Source organism: Methyloversatilis thermotolerans, from assembly GCF_000372885.1.
GTDB classification, from domain to species: Bacteria; Pseudomonadota; Gammaproteobacteria; order Burkholderiales; family Rhodocyclaceae; genus Methyloversatilis; species Methyloversatilis thermotolerans.
The window spans coordinates 3,583,864-3,610,761 of sequence record NZ_KB889967.1 but is presented as its reverse complement, the minus strand read 5'-3'; the positions used below and the strand labels follow the sequence as shown (position 1 = coordinate 3,610,761).

At 67.5% G+C, this 26,898-nt stretch carries 22 protein-coding genes; 17 read left to right on the top strand and 5 right to left on the bottom strand.

Annotated features, from left to right (window positions below; genetic code table 11):
* Positions 1-171: 171 nt before the first annotated feature.
* Positions 172-1,344 (bottom strand): hypothetical protein, encoded by a 1,173-nt coding sequence (locus A3Q7_RS20690; RefSeq protein ID WP_157278217.1) that lies wholly within the window; start codon positions 1,342-1,344, stop codon positions 172-174.
* Between the two features lie 233 nt (positions 1,345-1,577).
* On the opposite strand from A3Q7_RS20690, the gene A3Q7_RS0116440 reads away from it, so the two are divergent.
* Positions 1,578-4,994 (top strand): VanZ family protein, encoded by a 3,417-nt coding sequence (locus A3Q7_RS0116440; RefSeq protein ID WP_198289177.1) that lies wholly within the window; start codon positions 1,578-1,580, stop codon positions 4,992-4,994.
* Between the two features lie 19 nt (positions 4,995-5,013).
* Here the strand turns inward: A3Q7_RS0116440 and A3Q7_RS0116435 are convergent, their stop codons facing one another.
* Positions 5,014-5,598 carry a tetratricopeptide repeat protein gene (locus A3Q7_RS0116435; RefSeq protein ID WP_018413002.1) on the bottom strand — a complete coding sequence of 195 codons (585 nt, stop codon included), beginning with the start codon at positions 5,596-5,598 and terminating at the stop codon, positions 5,014-5,016.
* A gap of 329 nt (positions 5,599-5,927) precedes the next feature.
* On the opposite strand from A3Q7_RS0116435, the gene A3Q7_RS0116430 reads away from it, so the two are divergent.
* The 16 genes from A3Q7_RS0116430 to A3Q7_RS0116355 all read left to right on the top strand — a co-directional run bounded on the left by A3Q7_RS0116430 (position 5,928) and on the right by A3Q7_RS0116355 (position 24,017).
* On the top strand, positions 5,928-7,388 hold the full coding sequence (locus tag A3Q7_RS0116430; protein WP_026224942.1) for a lipopolysaccharide biosynthesis protein: 1,461 nt from the start codon (positions 5,928-5,930) through the stop codon (positions 7,386-7,388).
* A gap of 71 nt (positions 7,389-7,459) precedes the next feature.
* Positions 7,460-8,530 (top strand): glycosyltransferase WbsX family protein, encoded by a 1,071-nt coding sequence (locus tag A3Q7_RS0116425; protein WP_018413001.1) that lies wholly within the window; start codon positions 7,460-7,462, stop codon positions 8,528-8,530.
* Positions 8,531-8,563: 33 nt separating this feature from the next.
* Positions 8,564-9,376, top strand: a complete 813-nt coding sequence (locus tag A3Q7_RS0116420; protein ID WP_018413000.1) for a polysaccharide deacetylase family protein — start codon at positions 8,564-8,566, stop codon at positions 9,374-9,376.
* The gene (locus A3Q7_RS0116415; RefSeq protein WP_018412999.1) at positions 9,373-10,320 is read left to right on the top strand and encodes a glycosyltransferase family 2 protein; all 948 of its coding nucleotides are present in this window, start codon (positions 9,373-9,375) and stop codon (positions 10,318-10,320) included. The genes A3Q7_RS0116420 and A3Q7_RS0116415 overlap by 4 nt, the downstream gene beginning before the upstream one ends.
* 6 nt (positions 10,321-10,326) lie before the next feature.
* Positions 10,327-11,271 carry a glycosyltransferase gene (locus A3Q7_RS0116410; protein ID WP_018412998.1) on the top strand — a complete coding sequence of 315 codons (945 nt, stop codon included), beginning with the start codon at positions 10,327-10,329 and terminating at the stop codon, positions 11,269-11,271.
* A 34-nt stretch (positions 11,272-11,305) separates the two neighbouring features.
* Positions 11,306-12,247, top strand: a complete 942-nt coding sequence (locus A3Q7_RS0116405; RefSeq protein ID WP_018412997.1) for a hypothetical protein — start codon at positions 11,306-11,308, stop codon at positions 12,245-12,247.
* A 27-nt stretch (positions 12,248-12,274) separates the two neighbouring features.
* Positions 12,275-13,249, top strand: a complete 975-nt coding sequence (locus A3Q7_RS0116400) for a glycosyltransferase family 2 protein (RefSeq protein WP_018412996.1) — start codon at positions 12,275-12,277, stop codon at positions 13,247-13,249.
* Positions 13,250-13,256: 7 nt separating this feature from the next.
* Entirely contained in the window at positions 13,257-14,216 is a 960-nt protein-coding gene (locus A3Q7_RS0116395; RefSeq protein ID WP_018412995.1) for a sulfotransferase family protein, read from the top strand.
* Positions 14,213-15,109: a glycosyltransferase family 2 protein gene (locus A3Q7_RS0116390; RefSeq protein WP_018412994.1), complete on the top strand. Its 897-nt coding sequence runs from the start codon at positions 14,213-14,215 to the stop codon at positions 15,107-15,109. The genes A3Q7_RS0116395 and A3Q7_RS0116390 overlap by 4 nt, the downstream gene beginning before the upstream one ends.
* 7 nt (positions 15,110-15,116) lie before the next feature.
* Positions 15,117-15,965 carry a glycosyltransferase family 2 protein gene (locus A3Q7_RS0116385; RefSeq protein ID WP_018412993.1) on the top strand — a complete coding sequence of 283 codons (849 nt, stop codon included), beginning with the start codon at positions 15,117-15,119 and terminating at the stop codon, positions 15,963-15,965.
* A complete protein-coding gene (locus A3Q7_RS0116380) occupies positions 15,962-17,581 on the top strand; it encodes an asparagine synthetase B family protein (protein WP_018412992.1) in 1,620 nt (539 codons plus the stop codon). The genes A3Q7_RS0116385 and A3Q7_RS0116380 overlap by 4 nt, the downstream gene beginning before the upstream one ends.
* A gap of 89 nt (positions 17,582-17,670) precedes the next feature.
* Positions 17,671-18,888: a glycosyltransferase family 4 protein gene (locus tag A3Q7_RS0116375; protein ID WP_051079142.1), complete on the top strand. Its 1,218-nt coding sequence runs from the start codon at positions 17,671-17,673 to the stop codon at positions 18,886-18,888.
* A gap of 46 nt (positions 18,889-18,934) precedes the next feature.
* Positions 18,935-20,794, top strand: coding sequence for an asparagine synthetase B family protein (locus A3Q7_RS0116370; RefSeq protein ID WP_018412990.1), 1,860 nt, complete (start codon positions 18,935-18,937; stop codon positions 20,792-20,794).
* Positions 20,775-21,965, top strand: coding sequence for a glycosyltransferase family 4 protein (locus tag A3Q7_RS0116365; protein WP_051079141.1), 1,191 nt, complete (start codon positions 20,775-20,777; stop codon positions 21,963-21,965). The genes A3Q7_RS0116370 and A3Q7_RS0116365 overlap by 20 nt, the downstream gene beginning before the upstream one ends.
* A gap of 46 nt (positions 21,966-22,011) precedes the next feature.
* Positions 22,012-22,983, top strand: a complete 972-nt coding sequence (locus tag A3Q7_RS0116360) for a glycosyltransferase family 2 protein (protein WP_018412988.1) — start codon at positions 22,012-22,014, stop codon at positions 22,981-22,983.
* Positions 22,984-23,102: 119 nt separating this feature from the next.
* Positions 23,103-24,017 carry a hypothetical protein gene (locus A3Q7_RS0116355; protein WP_026224940.1) on the top strand — a complete coding sequence of 305 codons (915 nt, stop codon included), beginning with the start codon at positions 23,103-23,105 and terminating at the stop codon, positions 24,015-24,017.
* A gap of 45 nt (positions 24,018-24,062) precedes the next feature.
* On the opposite strand, the gene A3Q7_RS0116350 is transcribed toward A3Q7_RS0116355, so the two are convergent.
* Genes A3Q7_RS0116350 through A3Q7_RS20005 form a run of 3 tightly spaced genes read right to left on the bottom strand, consistent with a single transcriptional unit; the run spans position 24,063 to position 26,887 of the window.
* Entirely contained in the window at positions 24,063-25,445 is a 1,383-nt protein-coding gene (locus A3Q7_RS0116350; protein WP_018412986.1) for a hypothetical protein, read from the bottom strand.
* Between the two features lie 22 nt (positions 25,446-25,467).
* The gene (locus A3Q7_RS0116345) at positions 25,468-25,863 is read right to left on the bottom strand and encodes a GtrA family protein (RefSeq protein ID WP_018412985.1); all 396 of its coding nucleotides are present in this window, start codon (positions 25,861-25,863) and stop codon (positions 25,468-25,470) included.
* 28 nt (positions 25,864-25,891) lie between these two features.
* On the bottom strand, positions 25,892-26,887 hold the full coding sequence (locus A3Q7_RS20005) for a glycosyltransferase family 2 protein (protein ID WP_232418011.1): 996 nt from the start codon (positions 26,885-26,887) through the stop codon (positions 25,892-25,894).
* Between the last annotated feature and the right edge of the window lie 11 nt (positions 26,888-26,898).

The window sequence follows — 26,898 nt, the reverse complement described above, 5'->3', positions numbered from 1 at the left end:
CACGAGCGAGCGGCCCATGACGCATGTGATAACTAAAGCACGTTGCGACGCCGTTTCAGGAGGGGGAGATTCGGTCGAGACACAATTTTCAACACAGCGGAAGCCGCTTCCGAAGCGCCGGAACGCCATCTGCGGGGACGCAAGTGTGACAGAACTGTGAATCGGTGCGGATCAGATGTAAGCGCTCAGCACGACCAGGATGGTGGTGGCGACAAGCGCAAGCGACAGCTTTCGGCGACGGCCGGTGGTGAGCAAGCGCGCCGGCAGCGCACGAGCGCGCGGCCACGGACGGTGGTCGAAAAGACGGTCGGCATCGGCGCCGCCATAGGCATGCGCCAGTGCCTCGACCGACACGAAGCAGAGGTCCGGACGCCGGCGCAGGGCCTGCTCGAGCAAGCTATCCAGCGCTTCCAGGCTGTCCGCCAGCCGGGCATGGCGACCGACGAAATTGGCACGGTGGGTTTCCAGCAGCAACGGGCGCCGCTGCGCCCACTTGCGGTCCAGCGCGGCCAGTCCGCGCCCGGCGCCGTGACCGCGCACCGGCTCGTAGTAGTCGTCCCTCACCAGAGCGACCAGCCCGCCGTCGCTGCGCTCACCGTTGCGATAGAAGCGGCCGGTATCCTCGGGCAGGCCATCTGCGCCACGCCTTTCATAGCGTTCGCCAGGCGTGACAATGGCAATCACGCCGGCGTCGGCCCAGGCCGCTTCCACCGCATCGTTCCAGACGAAGGTGGGTGGCACGGCAACCGCTGGAATCCGCCCGAACACGCGCTGGAACAGCTCGACCTCGGCGCGTGCGCGCTGCGCGACATCGGCCCGTGGCAAGGGTCGCGACGGCAGTACCGAGGCATCGGTCCACCGGCTTTGCAGCGGTGCCGGCAGGTCCTCGGTGCAGGGCAGCGGGTGCCAGCGCCACGCCTGCAGGGCGGCATCCTGTTGCATGGCGCGTTCCAGCACGGCGGGGTGATAGTGCTGCATGCCATGCAACTGCAGCGAAAACACGCCCCGCGCCACACCCGCCCGTATCGCCTCCAGCACCGGAGCCAGGGCCGGATCGTCCAGGTCCAGCCCATGTTCCAGATCTTCCGGCCGGGCAGGATGCGGCCCGGACAGGATGATGCCCAGCGTCATGACCGGATGCCGGCCCTGCGCGTCGGCATGCCGGGACAAGACACGCGTCAGCGCATGCAGCGCCGCGACCTGGTCGAGCGGGCCATAACCCCAGTCGTCCCCCTCGAACACCAGGACGGGCCGCCGCAGACAGGGCTCGCGCCAGGCAAGGCGCAGGTCCCGGCGCAACGCATACAGGCCCGCCCCCCACGCCAGAGCAACAATGATCGCCATCCACGCCGTCATCGGTCGATAACCTCTCCTCGCGACAATCTCTCACAGTCGCACCGCGCTCTGTGCCGATTTCCCGCCATCCGCGTGACGCCTGCCACTTGCACCGGTTGCCGGACAGCCATGCCGGCATGGACCGGAAGGTATAACGTCGCCATGAACACGGCCTATAGTCGACATTCACGCACGCACCGAACTTGCCGACAAGCAGCGGCCCTGCGCCGGACCGATCCTTCATGACCCCAGTTTCCCGACGCCAGGCAATGATGGCCCTGGCGGCCTACACCTGTCTCATCCTGTACGGCAGCCTGTTCCCCTTTTCCGGCTGGATGCCGCAGGCAGATGCCTGGGAACTGCTGCTGCAGGGCCAGCGCGGCGCCCACCTCTCGTTGCCGGATCTGGTGGTGAATGCGCTGATCTACATCCCGCTGGGCGTGTGCCTGCGGATTGCGCTGCAGCGACATCCGTGGCCGCTCGCGCTGCTCGTCGCAGGCCTGTTCGGCGGCATGCTGAGCCTGGGCGTGGAATGGGCACAGGCGCACATGCCGCAGCGCGTACCGGCGCTGTCCGACCTTTTTCTGAATACGGCGGGCGCCCTCACCGGCGCGCTGGCGGGCGGGCTGTTCAACCGTCAGCACCGCATGGCCGCTCGCGTGCAGGGCTGGCGCGCACGTCACTTCCGTTGCGACGCACTGGCCGACCTCAGCCTGCTCGCGCTGCTGGGCTGGGCGGCAGCCCAGCTCGCCCCTTTCATTCCGTCCTTCGACATCGGCCTGCTGCGCGCCGGCTTTTCGCCGCTGGCGGGCGTGCTGTCCGATCCGGCCCGGTACACCCCTGTCAATGCGCTGATCTACGCATTGCAGGTGATGGCGCTGGCGCTGCTCGCGCGCGACGCCCGACTGCGCGGCGCGCGCATCGGCCCGGCTCTGTGGAGTTTCTTCCTCGCCGTGCTCATCGCCAAGGCTTTCGTGATCAGCCGCCAGATATCTGCGGAAGCGCTGAGCGGCACCGTGGCAGGTCTGGCGCTGGCGCTGCTGTTGCCGCGTCATCTGCGGCCCTGGCGCCCCGCGCTGGCTGCGCTGGTGCTGATGGTCGCGGAAACGCTGAGCCAGCTTGAGCCCGACATCGGACCCATGCGCACGCTCAATCTGGTGCCCTTTCTGGCACATCTGAACAATCCGATGCTTGGCCTCGCGGTGCTGCTGGACAGCGCCTGGCCCTATCTCGCCCTGTCCGCGGCGCTCGCCAGCGCCGGGCTGATCGGTCGTCCCCGGATCATCGTACTGTTCTGCGCCGGCTTCGCATTCGCACTGGAGTGGTTGCAGCAATCGGTGCCCGGACGGGTGCCGGACGTCACCACCGCCGTCGTCGCCCTGTTCGCCGCCTGGCTGGCGACACGGCTCTTGCGCCGGATCTCGCACGCGGCATCATCGCCGCCGGCCGGACGCGCATGGCTGGCAATCGCCTTTTCGCTGCTGTCCTGCGTGCCGGCTGCGCTCTGGATGCTGGCCAGCACGCCCCCCGCGGTCGCGCGCAGTTCCGCATCCGCGCCGATGCTGCCCGCGCCAGAGGCACTGATGCCGGCCGACATTCCGGCCTTCCGCGTCGCACACCCCCGGCTGCCCCATCCGGACGCGCGCGACATCGCGCGACTGCGCAGCGAGAACCCGGGCTTCATCCTGGACACCGTGAGCCGCGCGCGCGGTGGCCAGGGCGATCTGAATGCCGTCATCCTCGCGGAAATGCTGCAACCGGGCAGCCAGGACATGCGCGCACTGACCACCCGCCTGCTCGCACTCAAGCCGACCTGGCGCGGTCACGAACAGACCAAGCCGATCGCACTGGCCTACGACTGGCTGCATGAGCGCATTCCGCCGGATCTGCGCCCGGCCATGCTGGACAAGGTGGCCGACGCCTGCAACTACCAGATCCATGTGATCCGCACGGAAAGGATGTCGCCGTACAACGTCTACCTGTACAACTCGCCCTTCCAGGCACTCATGGCCTGCGCCATCGCGCTGTACCGGGACGACCCGCGCGGCGGCCCCGTCATGGCCTTCACCGAGGATTACTGGCGTAACCGTGTGCTGCCGGTGTGGCGGCAGATCGGCGGGCGCAACGGCGGCTGGCACGAGGGTCAGGAGTATGTCGGCATCGGCATTGGCCAGGCCATCTACCAGTTGCCGGCGATGTGGCGCAGCGCCACTGGCGAGGATCTGTTCGCGCGTGAACCGGCCCTCCGCGGCTTCCTGGACTTCCTCATCCACCGGCTGCGTCCGGATGGGTCGGCCGAGCGCTGGGGCGACGGGCGCTTTCCTCGCCGCGATGTGCCGGACGCGATTGCGCTGGCGCTGGAATACCGGCACGCGGCGGCCTACACGCTGTTCGCGCCGCGCGAACGGCGCATCGGTCCAACCGCATGGCCCTGGGGCCCGCTGCCGGACGACACGCTGCGCGATCCCTCGGCAATCGCCGCCCTGCCGCTCACCCATGTCGCCGACGGTCTGGGTCTGGTGCTCACGCGCACGAGCTGGCGCGAAGACGCCACCTTCATTTCGTTCAAGGCGGGCGACAACTACTGGTCGCACAGTCATCTCGACCAGGGCGCGTTCACCGTTTTCAAGGGGGCGGCGCTGGCGCTGGACAGCGGCTGTTACTGCGGCTATGGCAAGGACCATCACCTGAACTACCACTACCAGACCATCGCGCACAACACGCTGACCGTGACCGATCCGGCCGACGATCTGCCACTGCCCGCGCGCAAGGACAAGCCACCGCGACCGATCGCCAACGACGGCGGGCAGCGGCGCGTCGGGTCCGGCTGGGATCTCAGTGCCGCGCCACTGGATCTCGGCGACTGGGAATCGAAGTACGCGGACTTCCACACCGGCCGGCTGGTGGCGGTGCATGACCGCGACGACCTGCTGGTCGCGCTGGCCGACATCACGCCCGCCTATACCAACAAGGACAGCGGAAACCGCCTGTTCCACGCACGCAGCCGCCGGGTGGAAAAGGCCTGGCGCATCTTCATCCACGATCGCAGGAGCGATGTGTTCGTGGTGTACGACGACATCGAAGCGACACAGCCGGAATTCACCAAGCGCTGGCTGCTGCACGGCGCGCTCGCACCCCGCATCGACGGCCGGCGCTTCACGCTGGAGCGGCCGGCCGACACGGTGCCGGGCGCCCGCGCGCAACTGCAGGGCGAAGTGGTATTCCCGCGCGATGCGCAGTTGCTGCCGATAGGTGGGCCGGGATTCGAGTTCTTCGCCGGCGAGCGCAATTTCGACGATGACGGCGCCGTTCAGGACATGGTCGCCAGGAACGCCCGCGATATCGATGCCGGCACCTGGCGGCTGGAAGTGATGCCGGCGCAGGGCGCCCTGCGCGACCGCTTCCTGGTGGTGATGCGCGCCGGGCTGGATGCGGGAGCACCGCCGCAGGTCACGCCGCTGGAGGATGCCGACGGACTGGGCGCGCGCGTGCAGTCGGCGGGACGGACGCTTACCGTGAAACTGTCAGAAGACCGGCTCGCAGCCGACGTGAGCGCCGACGGGCCGGAGGGCCGGCGCAGCGCACGCGTCACCGGCGACGGCAACCGGGCGCCGGCCGAGGGCTGGCTGCAGGCCTTGCGTCGCCTGCTGGCGCGCTGAACACCCTGGGCCGGACGATCTACTTCTTCTTCTGCATCTGTTCGATGCGCAGCATGATCTTGCGATGATCGCCGGCATGGGTGCGCGCATCCTCGAGCACCTTGAGCGCCTCGTCGCGCTGTCCGTTGTCGTAGAACAGGTCGCTCAGTGCCACCCACGCATCCACCGCGTCCGGCTTCATCTTGAGTGCCTGCTCGAAGGCGCCGCGCGCCTTGCCGGGGTCGTTCCAGAGCAGGTAGCCACGACCGAGGCTGATCAACGCATCGGGTCGCATGTAGAAATCCGGCCTGGTGTTCGACAGGATGTACTTCATGTTGGTGACCACCGAGCGTGCGTAGTAGCTGCGGGCCTTCTTGTCCGAATAGCTCGCGTACGCCAGACCCATGGCCTTCAGCCCGAAGCAGTAATGGTGGATGTGCATGAAGTTGTCACGCCCCATCTGCTTGATCCAGCGATCGATTTCCGCGGGTGGGCCATTGGTGAGTTTCACCCGGCAGAACGGCGGATACAGCGCGTAATCCTGCTCGGACCACTCCACCGTCTCGTCAGCCCGCGCCTGGCTGCCGACGAAGAAACTGAGAGCCACAAGGCAGAAGGTGGCCATCACGGCCCCGGAACGGAGCAAACGGACAATTCGCATGCGAGCTTCCTTGACCTGCCGGAACCGCCCGGCGCGGAATCAATGACGAGGAAAGCGTGCACTTTGCCCGGCTGGACGCCCGCTGTCACTCGATCAGCTCACGCTTGCCACCGGGCCGACCGTGACGGGATGGGCAGCACTGAAAGCCGGTTTCGCGCGATGATCGCGGCCGTTCCGCAGCGGTCACCGCGCGGCCGTCCGCTGCCCGGACCGGGCACGGCTTCCAGCACACGCCCTTATCCTATGTCCTCATGCCCCCTCGCGGCGCCGGTCGCGGCGCGCCACGACCGCCGATGAGCCTCGGCCAGTCCATACGCAGCAGCTCGAAATGGCTGGTCGGCAGCGCCCTGGCCGGCCAGGGCCTGCAGTTCGCGATCGGCATCGTGCTTGCACGCCTGCTGGTACCGGCTGACTTCGGCATGCTGGTGACGGTACAGATATTCACCGGTTTCGTCGGCCTGGTCGCATCCGGCGGTCTGGGACAGGCCTTGATCCGGGCGCGTGACGCCGCCGAACGCGATTTCCAGGTGGTGTTCACCACGCAGATCGCCATCGGCGTGGCCATCTATGTCGCCTTCTTCCTGATCGCCCCATGGTTCGCAGACTGGTTCGGACAGCCGCTGTATCGCGAACTGCTGCGAGTGTCTGCCCTCACCTTCCTGATCCGCCCCTTCCAGAACCTGCACAACATCTGGCTGCAGCGCCACATGCGCTTCCGCGAACTGTCCCGGCTGGGCGTGCTCACCGCCCTCATCGCCGGCTGCAGCAGCATCGCGATGGCAGCGGGCGGCCTGGGCGTGTGGAGCCTGGTGCTCAGCGGCCTGCTGGGCGGCGTGCTGTCGGCCCTCATCGTGTCGCGGCTCACGCCACTGCGTGCCCGCCTGCTGTTCGATCCCGCCATCGTCCGGCAGCACAGCGCCTTCGGCCTGAAAATGACCGGCAATGATCTGGTCGGCTATCTGAGCAGCCAGACCAGCAACTTCATCGTCACCAAGATGGGTGGCCCGGTCATGGTCGGCCTGTTCAACAAGGGCGACAGCCTGGCCAAGCTGCCCTTCAACATCATCAGTGCGCAGATCTACGCGCCCATCTTCCGCTCGATGTCGGCCGAACAGGACAGCGCGGATCGCATCCGCTACCTGTTCCACCGGGCGATCAGCCTGCTCCTGCTGTACACCCTGCCCCTCTATCTGGGCCTGGCCTGGCTGGCCGAGCCATTGATCGTCACCCTTTATGGTCCGAAATGGGCCGAAGCCGCCATTCCGCTGGAAATACTGGCGCCCCTCGGCCTGCTGTACTGCATCGGCCATCCGGCCGGCGCCGTGCTGGGCGCCACCAATCGCGCCGGACGCGAGGCGCTGGTACAGACGGCCGCCTGGGCGCTGGTTGCCGCCGGCTGCCTGATCGGTGTGTCGCACGGGCTGGCGGGCGTAGCGATCGCCATTGCGGTCAGTCAGTTGTATTCCACGTCACACATGTATCTTCTCGCCCGCAAGGCAGTCGGGGCCCGTCTGGGCGAACTGTTCGCAACCGCCGCACCTGCCCTGCTGCTGAATGCGCTCATGCTGGTCGCGCTGTGGGGCACGGACCGGTTGCTGCCCGCCGACATGCGGACATCGTCGCCGCTGCTGTACCTGATGGCGTCGGCGAGCATCGGCGGCCTTGTCTACAGCGCGGGTTTCCTGCTCATGCCGCCGCGCTTCTTCGGCGACGAATCCCTTCGCTGGCGCAGGATGCTGCGCCTGGGGCACTGAAGACAGCGCCTGCCGATGCCGATACGAATCACGGACGAATATTGATGAACACCACGCGGACGACTCCTTCGATGCCAGCTGCAGCCCGCCTGATCGCCTTCCATCTGCCGCAGTTCCACCCGACGCCGGAAAATGACGCGTGGTGGGGCAAGGGCTTCACCGAATGGACCAATACGGCGCGCGCCAAGCCGCTGTTCCCCGGCCATTACCAGCCGCATGTGCCGGCCGATCTCGGCTTCTACGACCTGCGCCTGCCGGAGGCGCGCGAGGCCCAGGCCGAACTGGCGCGACAGTACGGTCTGGCCGGCTTCTGCCATTACCACTACTGGTTCGGCGGCCGGCGCATCCTGGAACGTCCGGTCAATGAAATCCTCGCGTCCGGCAAACCCGACTTCCCGTTCTGTCTGTGCTGGGCCAACCACAGCTGGAGCACGGTGTGGGACGGCACCAACGAAACGCTGATCGAACAGGTCTATCCCGGCTGGGACGACCACGCCGCGCATTTCGACTGGCTGCTGCACGCCTTCCGCGATCCGCGCTACCTGACCGTCGATGGCAAGCCCATCTTCCTCATCTACATGCCGGACAGCGTGCCGGAAATGGCGAATGTGGCCGACTTCTGGCGCGAACGGGCGGTGCGTGCCGGCCTGCCCGGCCTGCACCTGGTCGGCGTATCGCACCGGAACGAGCGCTGGGACCCGCGCAGCAAAGGTCTGGATGCCTGCACCATGCAGGCGCTGCCGGCGCGCGACGGCCGCATCCCGCGGCGCTATCTGTCGACCAAACTCAAGCTCGCGCTGCGGGCGCAGAAGAGCGAACTGACCATCTGGGATTACAAGGACATCCTGCCCTCGCTGTTGCGCAGCAACCGCCCCGACTGGCTGGATTACCCGGTTGCGCTGCCGAACTGGGACAATACGCCGCGCAGCGGCAAGCGCGGTCTCGTGTTTCACGACGCCACGCCGGAACTGTTCCGCGGCCACCTGCGCGAAGCGATCCGCCGCGTGCAGCAGCACGAGCCCGATCAGCGCATCGTGTTCCTGAAAGCCTGGAACGAATGGGCCGAGGGCAACCATGTCGAACCCGATCTGAAGTGGGGCCATGCCTGGCTTGAAGTCATCCGCGATGAACTGTTCCGCTGATCCGCGCGGCGTCCGGCGCGCTCGTCCAGCGCCATGACCGACCCGCTCACCTCCTGGTTGCAGCGCGGTGCCGGTCATCAGGGTCCGGTCGCGCTCATGTACCACTCGGTGCGCCGCGACAGCGGCCAGCCGGCCTGGCCATGGGCCGTGTCGCGCGCGCGCTTCCGCGAACAGCTCGACGCACTGCGCGACCACGGCTGGCACACCGTCACCGTGGACCGGCTGGCGGCTGGCGCGGACCTGCCGGCACGCACGGTCGCCATCACCTTCGACGACGGCTATGTGGACAACCTTGATGCGGTCGAGGACCTGGTCGGACGCGGACAGTGCGCGAGCTGGTTCATCGTGTCGGGCAGCCTGGGCGCGGTACCCGCCTGGTCCGATCCGGGCCGTCCGGACGGACGGCTGCTGTCGGCGTCCGAACTGCAGCACATGGCGGCGGCAGGCATGAGCATCGGCTCGCACACCGTGTCGCATCCGCGGCTCACCGATCTGGACGACGCCGGGCTGGCGCATGAACTGTCGGCATCGCGCGACATGCTGCAACAAGCGACCGGGCGGAGCGTCGACACGCTGGCCTATCCCTATGGCGTATGGGACGCGCGCTGCGTCACGGCCGCGCGCACGGCAGGCTACCGTGCTGCGATCACCACACGCACCGGCTGGGCCCTGCGCGACGGCGACCCGCTGCAGATGCGCCGGCTCACCGTATTCAATACCGACACCGCAGCCAGCGTGCTGCGCAAGGTGGCGCTGGGCAGCAACGAAGCCCGTACCGGCCGCTTGCTGGCGCGAATGCTGCGCCGCTTCGGCGATCGCGCACTGCCCGGACGGAGTGCAGCATGAAGCCGGCGGTTTCCGTCATCATGCCCTGCTACAACGGGCTCGCCCATCTGCCGCGCAGCATCGCGTCGGTACAGGCGCAGACCTGTGGCGACTGGGAACTGGTGGTGATCGACGATGGCTCGCGCGACGGCAGTGCCGACTGGGTGGAATCGCTGGGCGATGCGCGCATCCGCTGCATCCGCCAGGCGAATTCCGGCGTCAGCGCGGCACGCAATGCCGGGCTGCGCGCCGCGCGCGGCGCGCGCATCTGCTTCCTGGATGCGGACGACTGCTGGGAAGCCACCCTGCTCGAAAAACTGTCCGCGGCGCTCGATGCGCAGCCGGATGCGGTGCTCGCCTATTGCGGCTGGCAGAACGTGGGGCTGGGTGGCGGACGCGACCTGCCCTTCGTGCCGCCTGACTACGAAACGCCGGACAAGGCGCAGCGGCTGTTTGCCGGCTGCCGCTGGCCCATCCACGCCGTCATGGTGCGCGCCGATGCGATACAGGCCGCGGGCGGCTTCGACACCGGGCTGCGCAATGCCGAGGACTACCTGCTGTGGCTGAAGATCGCCATCCCCGGCCGCATCGTTCGGGTACCGGAAGTGCTGGCGAAATACTTCTTCCACGGGCAGGGGCAGGCCTCGCAGAACAAGGCGCGTGCCGCGCTCGACTTCCTGCGCGCGCAGACGGCGCATCTGGCGGCCGACCCTGCGCTGCGCCGAACGCTCGGCCCCGCCGCACGCACGCTCATGTATGACGCACTGTTGCAGCGCGGCTACGAATGTTACTGGGCGCGCGAACTGGCCGATGCGCACCGCATCTTCCGCGCCGTGATGCGTGCCGGCTACGGCCGGCCCGCGGACTGGCGCCACATGCTGCCCGCCCTGCTGCCGCAGGGGCTGTTCGTGCGCCTTGTCGAATCGATCGATCGCGTGCGCGGTCCGTCGTCACCGCAGCGTTGACCGCCGATGAAATCGCTCACCTTCGCCTTCTGTACCTATAACCGCGCCGACCGGCTGGATGCGCTGGTCGCGGCGATGCGCGCCCAGGCCTGCCCGCTGCCCTTCGACATCCTGGCGGTGAACAACAACAGCGGCGATCACACCGAAGCCGAACTGCAACGGCTGGCCGCGCTGCCGGGTGCGACACTGCGCCATGTCACCGAAACGAAGCAGGGCATCGTGCCGGCGCGCAATCGCGCGATCGCCGAATCGCTCGATCGCGACATCCTGGTGTTCATCGATGACGACGAACTGCCCGAGCCCGGCCTGCTGACCGCCGCCTGCGACGCGTTGATGCGCGAAGGCGCGCGCTGCGTCGGCGGCGCGGTGCGCGTGGACTTTGCGCCGCATGTGCGACCGCGCTGGCTGGGCAAGGAATTGCTCGGCTTCCTGGCCGAAGTGGATCACGGCGACCAGCCACTGTGGCTGACTGACGACAGCCGTCTGCTGTGGACCGCCAACATCGCCTATGACATGTCGCTGTTCCGCGAGGACCCCGATCTGCGCTTCGACCGTCGCTACAACCGGATCGGTGCCGACGTCGGCGGCGGCGAGGATGCCGCCATGTTCCGTACCCTGGTGTCGCGTGGCGTACCGATACGCTACCGGCCCGACATGGTGACGCGCCATTTCGTCGAAGCCTGGCGCCTGCATCGGCGCTATTTCCTGCGTCTGCACTATCGTGCCGGCGAGCGCTTCGGTCAGTATGCGATGCAGGATGTCGGCGGCGGGCCGCTGGGCGTTCCGCCCTTCATGATCCGGCAATGGCTCGAACACACCTTGAGGTGGGGCATCATGCTGCTGGGCGGCCATCCGCAGTCGGTGCGCCAGGGCATGAATGCCAGCCATGCGCTGGGCAGCCTGGTGGGCTATCGCCGACGCCGGCGCGGCGCCACCGAAGCCCGCCCCTGACCTTACAACCGTCACTACAGCCTCCTCCGCAGCCATGGACCCGATACCGGACAGCGCGAATGCACAGGTAAGTTTCAGCGTGAATGTCTGCAATGCGGACGTTCCCTTCCTCGAGCCGACGATACGCCACATGATCAGGCAGCTCGACTATCGCTTCTGCGAACGCGTGCTCACCTACGACCCGGGCCGGCAGGAAGGCAAGTACAGCGAACGCCGCCAGGGCACCCGCGAGCAGATGGAACAGATACTGGACCGGCTGCTTGGCGACGGCGTGATCGACCGGGTGGATGTGGTGCCCTGGGAGAACGGCGAGCAGGAACGCATACTCGACCGCTATTTCTCCGGCGGCGACGTGGACGACCTGAAGGACTTCTCCGGCGCGCCCATCTACCAGTATCTCTATGCGCTGGATCGCTGCCGCGGCAATTACATTTTCCACGCCGATTCCGACATGCTGTTCCATCGCGGCGATGCGCGCTCGTGGATAGACATCGGGCTGGCGCTGCTGCGCGAGCGCGCCGATGCCGTGGTGTGCACGCCGCAGGGCGGGCCGCCCCGGGCCGCGAACCGGCTGGAGAAGCTGTTCGGGCGGCCACTGCTGCGTCGCGAGCCGATGGACGGCTGGCATGTCGCCACCTTCACCTCGACCCGCTACTTCCTGATGGATGTCGCCCGTTTCCACGCGGCGCTGCCATTGCAGCAGGCCAAGCCGCGCGAACCGCTGGAGAACAGCCTGAGCCACACCTTCAACAGCAAGGGTCTGCGACGCTACTCGATGAATGGCCATGTGCATTACGCTGTACATCCGTGGAAGCACGATGACAACCACATCCGCTACCTGCATGACCTGATCTGGGCGGTCGAGAATGACGTCTATCCCTTCGTGCGCAGTGGCTTCCCGTGGGACATGCGCACCGACGGCGATCTGATACACGAATGGCTGGGCGCCTTGCGCAAGGCCGGCCGCCCGGTCTGACACGGCGTCGACATGCACGCACCGTTCATGAGCTCTGCACAGAACCCGCCGGTCGACGACGCGCGCGAACTGCTGGTGGTGATCTGCACCCACGACCGCAAGGACCTGCTGCTGCAGACGCTGGCTACGCTGGATGCCGACCTGGCCGGCGACGCACACGGCAGCGCGCAGCGTTGCGCGCTGCTGGTGGTGCTGAACAACTGTTCCGACGGCAGCGCATCGGCGCTGGCCGCGCTGGCGGCAAGCCGGCCGCCGGATGCGGCGCCGCTGTACTGGCTGGAGGAAGCGCGGCCGGGCAAGTCGCACGCGCTGAACACCGCGATCGCCGCCAGCACGCATCCGCTGCTCGCATTCGTCGATGACGACCAGTGGGTGGAAGCGGGCTTCGTCGCCGCCATCCTGCGTGGCGCAGCGCAGTTCCCCCAGGACACGCTGTTCTGCGGTCGCATGATGCCGGCCTGGGATGGCAGCGAACCGGCCTGGGTCCACGCACAGGCACCGTACCGCATTCCGATACGGCCCTTCCCTGAATTCGATCTGGGGGCCACCGGCTTGCGCCTCGCGGCCGAGGCGCGCATGCCCAGCGGCGGCAATCTGGTGGTCCGTCGTACCGTGTTCGACCAGGTGGGCGCGTTCGACACCACGCTGGGTCCGACCGGCCACAACCTGCTCGGCGGGGAGGACCACGAATTCCTGCAGCGCGCGGTCGCCGCCGGCCATCTGCCGCGCTACCTGCCGGACATGCGCCAGTTGCACACGATAGATCCGGGCCGCATGGAAACCGGCTACACCTTGCGCAAGAGCTTCCTGCGTTCGCGCTCGAGCGCAATCATCCACAATCCCGGCCAGGCTCTGCGCCCCTTCATGTTCATGAAGCTTTTCGGTCACCTCATGCGCGCGCTGTTCACGCTGGATGGCAACCGCCGTTTCTATTACCTGGTGCGCTCGGCCGCCTCGCTCGGCGAAATGTCCGCCGCCACCACGCGCCACCGCCCGGACTGATCCGCCCATGGCCCGCTTTCTCGAAAAACTGTCCAAGCTGCGCGATCCGGACATCATCGCCAAGAACCTGGTGGAGCTGAAACGCAACGCGCGTGGCCTGTGGTGGGACATGACGCGTCCGGCCGCCGCGCCGCCGGTATTCCTGATCGGCTGTTCGCGCTCCGGCACCACGGTCACTTTCGAAACGCTGGGCGCCTCGCGCGAACTGGTGAATCTGGGCTTCGAAATCCCGCAGTTCTGGAACGACCTGTACGGGCCGCTGAACAATGGCTGGCATTCCGAGGCCGCCAGCGCGGAGCATGCGCGGCCGGCTCATCGCGATGCCGCGCTGCGCTTCTTCTACCGGCGGCTGGGTGGCGGCCGCATCCTCGACAAGACCTGCATCAACGTGATGCGCGTGGGCTATCTGCACGCCCTGTTTCCGGAGGCGAAGTTCGTATTCATCCAGCGCGACGGCCGCGACAACATCAGTTCCATGATCGACGGCTGGCGGCTCGGACGCACCGACGGCGACTTCCACCTGTCGCAGTTCCTCGGAGACTTTCCGGAACCGGTGGCCATCAACGGCGGCGAATACACCGACTGGGCCTTCTTCCTCGCGCCGGGCTGGCAGGCCTACAACCAGGCGCCGATCGAGGAGGTGTGCGCCTTCCAGTGGATCAGCGCCAACCGGCTCGCGCTCGACGCCGCGGCAACGCTGCCGCCGGACCGCTGGATACACCTGCGCTACGAGGACCTGTTCGAACGCCCGGTCGACATGTTCCGTGACGTGTTCGCGCGGCTGGACATCGCCTTCACTCCCGATATCGAGGAACGCTGCCGCACGCTGGACCAGCGGCCGACCAGCATCGTCAAGGGCAAGCCGGCGAAGGCGAAGTGGAAGCAGCAGAACCCGGCACTGATCGAGCGCATCCTCGATCGCATCGCGCCGATGCAGGCGCGCCTCGGCTACGACACCGGGTCATGAACGCCGCGCCGCGCGTCAGCGTCGTCATGCCGGCGTACAACTGCGCCTGGTGCATAGACCGCGCCATCGATTCGGTCGCGGCACAGCAGTTCCGCGATTTCGAACTGATCGTGGTCGACGATGGCAGCAGCGACGACACGCCCGCCCTGCTCGCCCGGCGCGGCAACGCGCTGCGCGTGATCCGGCAGGCCAATGCCGGCATGTCGGCCGCGCGCAACGCCGGCATCGCGGCGGCGCAAGGCGAGTACATCGCCTTCCTGGACAGCGATGACTGGTGGCGTCCGGCCAAGCTGGCGCAGCAGGTGGCACTGCTGGATGCGCACGGCGAACTGGGATTCTGTTCACATGCCAGCGAACTGCAGTCGCCCGACGGCGAGGTACTGGGACTGTGGGGCTGCCCGGACAGCGTGGACGGTCTGGTGGCGCGTGTGCTGGGCGGCCATTCCGCAGTGGCGGGCGGCGCCTCCTCGGTCATGGTCAGGCGCGCACTGCTGGCGCGCACCGGCGGCTTCGATGCCGCGCTGCGCGGAGCCGAGGACACCGATCTGTGGATACGGCTGGCGGCTGCCGGCCGATATGCCTGCCTGCCCGATCCCCAGGTGGTGGTGACGCGCAACCCGCACAGCGTGAGTCGCAACCGCGAAGCGATGCGGCGCGGCGCGCTCGACTGCCTGGACAAGAACCGGCACCTGCTGCCGGCGCATCAACAAGCCGGCTACTGGCGCGCCTGCCGCGCCAGCGTGCTGGCCGATTACGCGAAATGGCGCTATCGCGACGGCGAGCGGACGGCCGCCCTGGCCGATCTCGCCCGCGCCGCTGCGCTGGCGCCACGTGCGCGCGGCCGCCTCGCGCTGTCGCTGGCACTGGCCATGCTGCGCGGACAGCCGCTCTGAGCCGGCCATGCTGAGCGTGGTCATCCCGGCGCGTGACGCCGCCCGCTGGATAGGCAGCGCACTGGCCAGCGTGCATGCCCAGGACGGCATCGCCTTCGACGCGGTGATCGTGGTGGATGACGGCAGCCACGACGGCACGGCCGCCATCGCGCGCGCCGCCGGCGCGCAGGTGATCGCCGGTCCGGGCAACGGCCCGTCGGCGGCGCGCAATGCGGGGGTGGCGGCCTGCGACAGCGAGTACATCGCCTTCCTCGACGCCGACGACATGTGGCCGGACAACAGTCTGCTGCCGCGTCTGCAGCAACTGGCGGCCCACCCGGACGCGGCTTTCGTGTTCGGCGACTGCCGCCAGTTCGACGATCGCGACGGACGACGCTACCCGCATGTCCGTACCGTGTTCGAACAGTCCGGCTGTTCGGAAGCGCTGTTCGGCGATGCCGCGCGGGTGATGCAGCCATTGGCCGCGCTGCTCGACGCCGATTTCGTCACCACCGGCAGCGTCATCATGCGGCGCAGTGTGTTCGTGACCCTGGGCGGCTTCGACACGCGGCTGCGCCGGGTCGAGGATCTGGATCTGTGGCTGCGCGCCGCGGCCAGCCACGCTGTGCTGTGGCATCCCGGCCTGGCCTTGTTGCGTCGGCGCCATGGCGGCAATCTGTCGGCCGATGCGGCCGCCATGCTGGAAGCGCACATCGCGGTGCTGGAGCGGGTAGCCAAGCTGCCGCAAGCCGCCGCACTCGCTGCGCGGCTGCGCGGACTGCGCCGGCGCGACCGGCGCGCGCTGGCGGGCCTGCTGTGGTCGCGCGGCCAGCGACTGGTCGGCCTGGCCAGCCTGCTGCGGGCCTGGGCCTCATGAGCGACGCACACGGCTGCTTCGATCCGCGCAGCGGCTCGCTCACGCTGTCCGCCGGCTGGCGCGCGCTTGCCGACGGACTGTACTGTGCCGGCGCGGGTTTCGAGCACGAGCCGGCCCACCCGTTGCTCGAAGGTCATGCACCGACCTGCGACGGACCTTATGCTCTGGCCGGCCTCGCGTCCGACTGTTCCTCACTGGTGCTGGCGCGCGACCCGGCCGGCGCGCTGTCGCTGTTCTGGCATCGCGACCGCGATGGGGTGCTGAATTTCGCGCTCACGCTGCCGACCTTGCTGTCACGGCTGCCACAGCATCCGCCGTGGTCGCCCGCCAGCCTGGACGAATACCTGCGTCACCTCGATATCGCGCCGCCCAACACCCTGTACCAGGGTGTGCATGCCCTCGAGCCGGGTCAGGCGACGCTGTTCGATGGCCACGGCAGCCGTGACCTGCCAGCCGCGACACACGCCGTGGAACTGCCCGACGACTACGAGGGCGCCTGTGAACAGCTTGCGCAGCGTCTGTCTGCGGCCATCGCTCGCCGCCTCGACGGCGCACGTGCACCCGCCGCCTTTCTCAGCGGCGGCGTCGATTCATCCCTGTTGTGTGCACTGGCCGCCCGCGATGGCCATCCGATCAGCGCGTGGTCGGCCGCATTCGCCGACCCCGCGCTCGACGAATCCACCGTGGCCTCGCGCATCGCCGCCCATCTCGGCCTGCGTCACCAGGTGATCCGGCTGGATACGACGGCGCTGCTCGAGGTGTTCGAACGTGCGCACGCACAGGCCGAACAACCTTACTGCGACCCGGCCGGGGGCGCCACCCGCCTCATGTTCGAAGCCTGCGCCGCGCAGTGCGACCGCGTGCTCGACGGTACGGGCGCCGAGGCGCTGCCCGGCACCGCGCCGGCGCGCTGGCGGCGCATCGCGCACGACTGGCTGGCGCCGATGCCGCGGCCGCTGCGGCGCGCGGCGGCCGGCCTGCTGCGACCGCTGCCCGGCATCGGCGGCTATGCCCGCCTGTTCGATTTCGAACAGGCACACGACCTGTTCATCCGCTGGAACGGTTTCAGCGCACAGGACATCGCAGCCCTGACCGGACGGCCGGCCGATCTGTCGGGCACGCGCTTCATGCGCGATTACCGCGCCCTGCGCGGTGCGACGCACGCGCAGCGACTGGCGGTACTGCAAGGCGCTGCACTGCCCGACGACCGCATCCGTCAGGCCTGGCTGGGCAGCGGACTGCGCGTCGATCACCCGTTCAGCGCGCCGGACGTGACAGCGCTCATGACGTCGCTGCCGGCGGACTGGTGCCGGCAGCCCGGTCGCGACAAGCGCCCGCTGCGCGATCTGCTGGCCCGCCAGGTGCCCGAATCCATCTGGGCGCAGCCCAAGCGCGGCTTCAACATCGATCTGCTCGCCCTGCTGCGCGCCGACCACCACGCGCTGATCCGGCGCTGGCTGGACGCGGACGGACTGGCGCGCCTGCCGCTGGATGCCGCGACCGTGCGTCAGTGGCGCGATCGCTTCCTGAATGGCGAAACCTGGACCGCCCATCGCGTCTGGGCACTGTTGAACCTGTCGGCATGGACCGCCCGCCATGGCGACGGCGCGCACTGAGCAAGGCGGACTGCGGCATCTTCCCTCGCCGCAGCGGGGGCCGTCGGCTAGAGTACGGGCCTGTCATCGATATCCACCGTCCGGCCTGCATGAGCCCCAGCGCATCCAGCCTGTCCTCGCAGGACCTCGCCTCCCCCAGGGATCAGGCCATGCGTCCATTGCGGGTGCTGATGTATTCGACCTATTTCCCGCCGGAATTCAGCGGTGCGGCCCAGCAGGCGCTGATGCTGGCGAGACGTCTGCGGCAGATGGGTCATCACGTCGAATTCGTGACCGTACGCTGGCGCGACCTGCCGGAGCACGATGTGGTCGATGGCTTCTCGGTCACCCGACTGTATGCCGGGCGCGGCAGCAAGCATCGCGAACTGCGCCTGTGGTCCAATCTGTGCGCCTACGTGTGGCGCAGGCGGCATGACTTCGACCTGCTGCACAGCCACGGCGCCTATTACACGAATGCCATCGTCGGCCCGCTGGCCCGGGTCGCCGGCCTGAAATCCATCGTCAAGGCCAGTCTGGCCAATGATGACCTGCACGATGTCGGACGCAATCTCAGCGGCCGGCTGCACCGCGCGCTGCTGCACCAGGTACATGCCTGCGTCGCGATCAGCCGCGATCTGGTCGGTGAATTCGACGCCTGCGGGCTGCGCAAGGAACGCATCCACTATCTGCCCAATGGCGTCGACACCCGCTTGTTCCGGCCGGCAGCCGCCGACGACAGGCGAGCGCTGCGGGACGAACTGGGACTGCCCGCCGATCAGCCGATCGCGCTGTACGCGGGTGTGATGGACGAGCGCAAGAACATCGAGTGGCTGGCCCGGCAATGGGTGGGGCAACGCGCCTTCGGTACCGGCGCCCGACTGGTTGCGGTCGGACCGCAGAGCCGCGAGGACAGGCAGGGAGAACTGCTCGGACGCCTGCGCGCGCTGGCGTCCGGGGCTCCCGATCTGTTCGAGCTGCGGCCGCGCAGCGGCACGATAGACCGCTATCTGCGCGCATCCGACCTCATGGTGCTGCCGTCCCATCGCGAGGGCCTGCCGAATGTGGTGCTCGAGGCACTCGCCTGCGGACTGCCCTGTGTCGCCGCCGACGTGAGTGGCACCCGCGACCTGGTACAGCATGGTCGCACCGGCTACACCTATACGCCGGACAATGCCCAGGCACTGGCGGTGGCGGTGTCCGAAGCGCTGTCGCCCGCCGGTCGCGAGCTCGGCGAGAACGGCCGCATGCTGGTGGAACAGCATTTTTCGATGGACGCGGTCGCGGCCGGATACCAGCGGCTCTATGCCAGCCTGACTGGACAACACTGAATGCAGACGGCCCGCCTTGGCGGACCGCACCGACGGAGAAGGATGGATGAGCAAGATCTGCGGATGGCTGGACATTGACGGCGTTCAGATTGCCGATCGCGCGGCGACCGTGCAGCGCATGGCCGACCGGCTGGGCGGTCTGTCCGGCTGCACGGTGCAGTCACGGCTCGGGTTTCAGGCAGCACTGGCCGTGCGTGCGCGACCCGGACAGACTGAAATCTGCAAGGACGGCAACCTCTTGCTGGCGCTCGCCGGCCGGCCGCGCTGGTCCGACCCGCAGCGCGCCGCACAGGCGGCGGCGACCGGATTCGCGCAGTCGGTCTTGCACGCCTGGCGCGAACAGGGCCCTGCGCTGCTGTCCTCGCTGCATGGTCGCTTCTCGCTCGCCGTGCTCGATGGCGCGCGGAAAGAGGCGTTGCTGGCGATCGACCGTGTCGGCGCGGAAACCCTGTGCTACGCGACGCGCGGCGAAGGCCTGGTGTTCGGTGCAACGGCCGACGCCGTCACCGCCCATCCGGCGGTGCGCGCCGACATCGATCCGCAGGCGCTGTACGACTACCTCTACTGTCACATGGTGCCGGCACCGGCCACCATCTATCGCGACGTGTTCAAGCTGCTGCCAGCGCAGTATGTGCATCTGCGAGAAGGCCGGCTGGACAGCGGCTTCTACTGGTCCATGCCCTACGCCGACGACAGCCCGGACGACTACGCGCGCTATGCGTCGGAGTTCAGGCAGTTGCTGGAATCGTCGGTATGCGAGGCACAGACCGACGCACCGGTCGCCGCCTTCCTGAGCGGCGGCACCGACAGCTCGACCGTAGCCGGCATGATGGCCCGGGTAAACGGGCGCGGCCCCGATACCTATTCCATCGGCTTCGATGCCGAAGGCTTCGACGAGATGGAATTCGCGCGCACCGCCGCGCATCATTTCGGATGCACGCCCCACGAGTACTACCTGACGCCGGGCGATGTCGCCGATGCCATCCCGCGCATCGCGGCGCTGTATGACGAACCGTTCGGCAACGCTTCTGCGGTGCCCACCTATTTCTGTGCGCTCCGCGCGCGCGAGGATGGTCGCGCACTCATGCTGGCGGGCGACGGCGGAGACGAAATATTCGGCGGCAATGCGCGCTATGCCGATCAGGAAGTGTTCGAGCGTTTCGGCCAGTTGCCGTCGCCGCTGCGCGCGCTGCTGGGCGGCGTGTTCGGGAGCCTGCCCGATGCGCTGGCCGTGGGTGTGCTGCGCAAGGCGCGCAACTATGTGCAGCGCGCGCGCATACCGCTGCCCGACCGCATGGAAGTGTTCAACCATGTCGAGCGCGAGGGCGCAGCGACCATACTGGGCGACGCCTTGCTCCACCGCATCGCGACTGACCGGCCGCTCGAGTATGCACGCGAGGTCTATGCGCGCACGCGTTCATCCGCCATGGTGAACCGCATGATGCATCTGGATCTCAAGCAGACACTGGCCGACAGCGATCTGCGCAAGGTGTCGCGCATGTGCGAACTGGCCGACATCGACGTGCATTACCCGCTGCTCGACGAAAGGCTGATGGAGTTTTCGGCGAAACTGCCGGCCGACTACAAGGTGCGCCAAGGACGGTTGCGCTGGTTCTTCAAGGAGGCACTGAACGATTTCCTGCCGCAGGCCACGATCGCCAAATCCAAGCACGGCTTCGGCCTGCCCTTCGGATTGTGGATGCAGCAGGACGCGCGGCTGGGCGGCATGGCGAGCGCCGCGCTGGAAAATCTGGCCGCACGCGGCATCGTCCGGCAGTCCTTCGTGAGACATCTGCTGGAACGGCACCGCAGCGAACACGCCTCATATTACGGCGTGATGATCTGGGTGCTCATGATGCTCGAATACTGGCTGGCAGCGCATCCGGATGCGCGCCTGGAGGTCTGATGCGATGGCTGCACCCGACGCGCGCTACCTCGTCATCACCGAACTGTTCCAGCCGACCAAGGGCGGCACCGCCGTCTGGTTCGACGAGGTCTACCGTCGCCTCGGTGGCGCCGGCACGCACATCCTGACCGCCGATGTGCCGGGCGCGGCGGAACACGACCGGCACAGCCCGAACACCGTGCACCGGCTGGCACTGAAGCGCTACCCGTGGATACGGCCGGAATCCCTTCCGGTGTACCTCGAGTTCTTCCTGAAAACGCTGACCGTGGGCTGGCGCAATCCGGTCACGCAGATCCATGCCGGACGCGTGCTGCCGGAGGGGCTGGTCGCGGTGCGTGCCGGACGCCTGCTCAAGCGGCCGGTGGTGATTTACGCGCACGGTGAGGAAATCACGACCTGGCGCCAGCCACGCCGCGTGAAGGCGATGAAGGAGGCGTATTGCGGCGCTGATCTGGTGATCGCCAACAGCGACTTCACGCGCGGGCTGCTGCTGGACATGGGCGTTCACCCGGACCACGTCGCCATCATCCATCCAGGCGTCGATACCGAACGCTTCCGGCCCGACCTCGATGGCTCGGCACTGCGCGCCTCGCTGGGCCTCAAGCCCGAATCGCTGCTCATCCTGTCGGTCGGCCGGCTGTCGCGCCGCAAGGGCTTCGACTACGTGATGCAGGCGGTGCCCGAACTGGTGGCACGCGGGCTGGACGTGCATCACGCGGTGATAGGCAAGGGCGAGGACGCCGATTATCTGGCCGACATCCGCGCGCGCTCGGCCATGCCGGAGCGTGTGCACCTGCTCGGCGGCGTCAGCGGCGACGATCTGCCCCGGTGGTACGCCGCCTGCGACCTGTTCGCCATGCCCAACCGCGACATCGGTGCCGACACCGAAGGCTTCGGCATGGTGTATATCGAAGCGGCCGCCTGCGGCCGCACGTCGCTGGCAGGCAGTGCCGGTGGCACCGGCGCCGCCGTGCTCGATGGCCTGACCGGTCTGCGCTGCGACGGCAACTCGCTTGCGTCGGTCACCTCCGGCCTGCATCAGTTGCTGGACCGGAGCACCGGCTTCGGGGCCGCATGCGCAGCACGCGCCCGGGAGCGGGCGCATCGCGAGTTTTCCTGGCAGGCCGTCATGCAGCGCACGCAAGCGCTGTGCGGCGCGCTGGACCGATGACCGGCCACCCTGGCGGGCACCCGTGCGCACAGGGGCGGAACTAGCCATGGATTGGCCGCTGGTCACGGTCATCACGCCGGTGTTCAATGGCGAGGCCTTTCTGGACGCGGCGCTGGCGAGCGCGCTCGGTCAGGATTATCCGAATTATGAACTGATCGTCGTCGACGACTGTTCGACCGACGGATCGGCGGCCATCGTGGCGCGCCACGCCGGCGACCCGCGCGTGCGCGTTCTCGCGATGCCGCAGAACTCCGGCGTGGCGGCTTCGCGCAACCGCGCGCTCGAAGTCGCCCGCGGCCAGTACATCTGCTTCCACGACCAGGACGATCTGTGGGTCGCCAACAAGCTGTCCTTGCAGGTTGCCGTGATGCGCGCGCATCCCGAACTGGGTCTGCTGCACGCCCGCTACATCCGGATCGACGACCAGGGCCGGTCCATCGACGACCACCCCGGTCTGTGCGAAGCGGATTTCGGCGCCCGGGATGCAACGGTGAAGGTGGCGGACGTGTTCGCGGACATCTTCATCAGCAACGACATCCAGCCGCTGACCTCGATGATTCCGAAGGCGGTTCTGGACGAGGTCGGGCACTTCGAACCCGATCTGCCCGGCGTGGACGACTACGAACTGTGGCTGCGCATCGCCTACCGCTATCCGGTAGGCCATCTGCAGACCATCGTCGGCTATTGGCGCACGCACGCCCGACAGCAGTCACAGCAGGGCTACCGCATGCTGCAGGTGCGGCTGCGCGCGATGAATCACTTCCTGCAACGGCATCCGGACGCGCGGCAGCGTGTGCGGGCGGATGCCTTCGTCGCCCGGATGGGCGGCATGAACCGCAAGATGGGCGAATACTTCATGTATCACCATCATGACTACGGACAAGCCGCGGCGCATTTCCGGAACGCGCTGGCGCTGAGCCCCGGTGACGCGCGTACCTGGTTGAAGCTGGCTTACTGCAGCCTGCCGGCGCCGCTGCGCAACAGCGTGCGCGCTGTAAAAAGAGCCTGCGGCATGTAGCGCCTGCCCGCCCGGTCACGATATTGCACCGGCGTGTTTGGCGAACACGCGCAGGCATCCGGGCCGGGACTACACTGCAGGCTGGGCATGCGCGAGAGGGCCGCCGCATGAAAACCGGCATGGATATCCGTCGCCTGCTCCCCTGGCGCGTGGCACACGGGCTGGCTCAGCTCCGGCTGAAACTGTCCCGCGCCTTCTGGGATCGCGCGATCGTCCGCACCCGGCCTTTGCCGGCCGGCGGGGATGGCCGCTTCGAAGTCCACAGCCTGCTCGGCAGCAAGCATGTCGGCATGTGCCTGTGGGCGGTGAAAAGCCTGCTCCATTACGCCGGCAGGGCATACCAGGTCGTGCTGCATGATGACGGAACGCTGAGCGCGCGCGATATTGCGACACTCGAGGCGCATCTTCCCGGCGTACGCATCATCCGGCGCCGGTCTGCCGACGAGGCCATCAAGCCCTGCCTCGCGCGCCATCCGCATGTCGCCGCCTATCGCGACGGATCGCTGGGCAGGACGCCCTGGGGCCGCCGGATGAGCGTGTTCTCGCTGAAGATACTGGATTTCAACCTGCTGTCCGACGCGTGCAGGATTCTCGCGCTGGATACCGACGTCCTGTTCTTCCGCAGACCGGATGAAATCATCGACTGGATGGAGCGGGATGAGGACAGCGGTTCGCTTTACTGTTTCGAGGATTACCGTCCGCTGTTCGTGGCCGACCATCTGCTCGCCGGTTTCGAAAAGAAGCGCGAACCGCGCTGCTACTTCAATTCCGGGCTCATCTGCTTCGACAAGCGCGGTCTGGATCTCGATCTGCTGGAGCGCTGGATCCAGGACCATGCCGACGATGTGGACACCGCCTATACCTTCGAACAGCGCGCCTGGAACCACCTGATCCACGCCACCGTCAGCCATGCGCCGCTGCCGGAGACGTATTCCTTCAACTACACCGGATCCGAGTGCGTGGCCACCCATTTCGGCATGAAGCAGCTGTTCTTCGACAACCTGCCGCGGATATACGCCGCCCTGCGTCACTGAAGGTCGCGGCCGTACGCGCGAGCGCCCGGTCGCCCCCTGCCAGGATCAGCGCAGCCGGCCCACTCTCCGGTTGAGCGCCAGCGCCACATAGAGCACCAGCACCCAGGTCAGGCGGCTCATGTAGCGGTCGTCCGGGCGCGACAGGATGCCGGAGGTGAGCGAATTGCCGAGCAGCGCGGCGAGCAGGAACAGGAACAGCGGTGACAGCGTGCCGTACCGCTCCTTGCGATGCCGCAGTGCGAGCCCGGCCCCGATCAGCAGCGCGAGCGCGGTCACGGCGACATGCAGCGGCGCGAACAGGTCCAGATGCAGCTCGCCGGTGTTCTGGCGCGCGCCCAGGAATGCGTCCAGTTCGGATGGATAATAGGTTCGGATGACACGGGTCGTGCCATCGCCGTCCTGTGTGCCGAAAGGTTCCAGCCAGCTGCCGGTGTCCTGCGCCAGCAACTGCGTCCCCCAGTTGCGCAGGGACAGTCCGAACTGCCGCGCCGCGTGATCCTGCAGCGTGGCGCGGATGATGGCGGGTGCCTCATCGCGCACCGCCTTCACGCCGACGGAATAGAGCGGACTGTCCGCCGCCCACAGGAATCGGTCCGACATGGTGTAGGGATCGTCCGGACGCACTTCGATGCGGTCGATCTGCCCGCACAGCCTGAAGCCCGCTTCCGGACAGCGGGTGCGCAGCGTGTCGAGCGCCGTGCCATCGCCGATCAGCCGCGCGAGGATGAACACGTCCTTGTAGGGCGCGAAGCCTTTCTCGCCCTGGAACACCTTCTGCACCGCGAACAGCGCGAACACTGCGCTGGCCAGCGCCGCCGCGTGGAACAGATGTTCGCGGCGCAACAGGCCGCGCAGGCCTTCGTACAGCACACGCAGTCCGATCACTACGACGAGCAGGCCGGCAGCCAGCGAAACATGCGAGTAATGGGTCATGATGGCCGCCACCGCAAGCAGCCAGACATAGGCGTACTCGGCGCGGCCGAGCGCCGGCCGGCCATAGCCGATGACGAACAGCGCGAGCACCACGACCGCGGTGAAGAAATCGGGCAGCAGCAGGCCGACGAACCACGGTGCAGTGGACAGGCAGATCAGCGCGAGGCCGGTGGCCAGGAAGCGGGCGGCGACAACCTCTCCGTGCACGGTCTTGTGCACCAGCCAGAGCAGATGCGACAGCAGCAGGCCCTGCGCGAACACGGTCGGCCACAAGGACCAGCGCCACTGGGTCAGGTAGAGGAAGAGGTTGTAGAAGGGCGGGCGCGACCAGGCCACGCTGAGCCAGTGCCTGTCCACCGAAATGATGCCGCCTTCGATATAGGCGCCGGTATCGCCGGAAAACACCATGGGATAGCCATTCCACAGGGCGGTCCAGGCGAGGCCGAGGGCGACCAGGCAGATCGATGCGAAAGCGGCCGCCGGAGAGGTTCTCATGAGGTAGGCGAGCAGGCGGGCATCAGCGGACGCGGGCGGTGAACACGAATCTGCGCGATGCGAAGAAATTGAAGAACAGGCCGGCCACCGATCCGGCCGCCAGCGCGAGCCAAGGCGCCGACACCAGGGGCAGTCCGCTGCCCACCAGTGCGGCATAGACGCCGAGGTTGACCGCGCCGCCGGCGGCATTGCTCATCAGGAAGCGCGCCCATTCGCGCCACAGCGCATCGGTGCGCTCGGTGGCGAAGGTGAAATGGCGGTTCATGATCCATGTGCTGGTGGCGGCACACAGATAGGACAGGCCGCGCCCGGTGTAGGCGTCCAGCCCGAACACGTGCAGCGCCATCTGCAGCGCCAGCAGGTCGACCACGAAGCCGGCGGTGCCGACCAGAGCAAAACGGAAGAACTGCCGGCTCATGTCGTGCCTGGCAGACAGCGCTGCGGCATCATGCCGCGGAAGCCACCGGCCCGGCCGGCTGCAGCGGCGCAACCGGCGTCCGCTCGTGACCGGGCACTTCGCCATCGACCAGCGCCACCTGCAGATACTGCAAGCGCTTCAGTTCGCGACGCCCCAGGCTCACCGTATCGAGGATGAGGCCGGACGCGAAACTCAGGAAACCGAGAATCATGATGCTCACCGACAGCACCGCGGTCGGCAGCCGCGGCACCAGGCCGGTCTGCAGGAACTCCTCCACCACCGGAATGCCCAGCGCCAGCGATATCAGCGCAAGCACCGCGCCGACGCAGGAAAAGAACTGCAGCGGCATCTCCTCCTTCACCAGAATCATGATGGTTTTCAGGATGCGGATGCCGTCGCGATAGGTGTTGAGCTTGCTGACCGAACCTTCGGGCCGCGAGCGGTATGCGGTATCCACCTCGCCGACCGGCATGCGCAGATTGAGCGCGTGCACGGTCAGTTCGGTTTCGATCTCGAAGCCCTGCGACAGCGCCGGGAAGGACTTCACGAAGCGGCGCGAGAACACGCGGAAACCGGACAGCATGTCCTTGAACTGTTCGCCGAAGAACCAGCACACCAGCCCGGTGAGCATGCGGTTGCCGAGCCGGTGACCGGCGCGGTAGGCCGCGACTTCCTCGGTGATGCGCCGGCCATTCACCATATCCAGGCTCTCGTCGACCAGATGGCGTATCAGCGACGGCGCGGCGAAGGCATCATAGGTGTCGTCGCCATCCACCATCACGTAGACGTCGGCGTCGATGTCGGAAAACATGCGGCGCACCACATTGCCCTTGCCCTGGTGCCTTTCGGTGCGCACGATGGCGCCGGCCGCCCGGGCGATGGCGCGCGTGTCGTCCGACGAATTGTTGTCGTACACATGGACGGCAGCGCCCGGCAGCGCGGCGCGGAAATCGCGCACCACATTGCCTATCGTGGCGGCCTCGTTGTAGCAGGGGATCAGTACGGCGATCCGGAGCGGATTCATCGCAGGCGTAT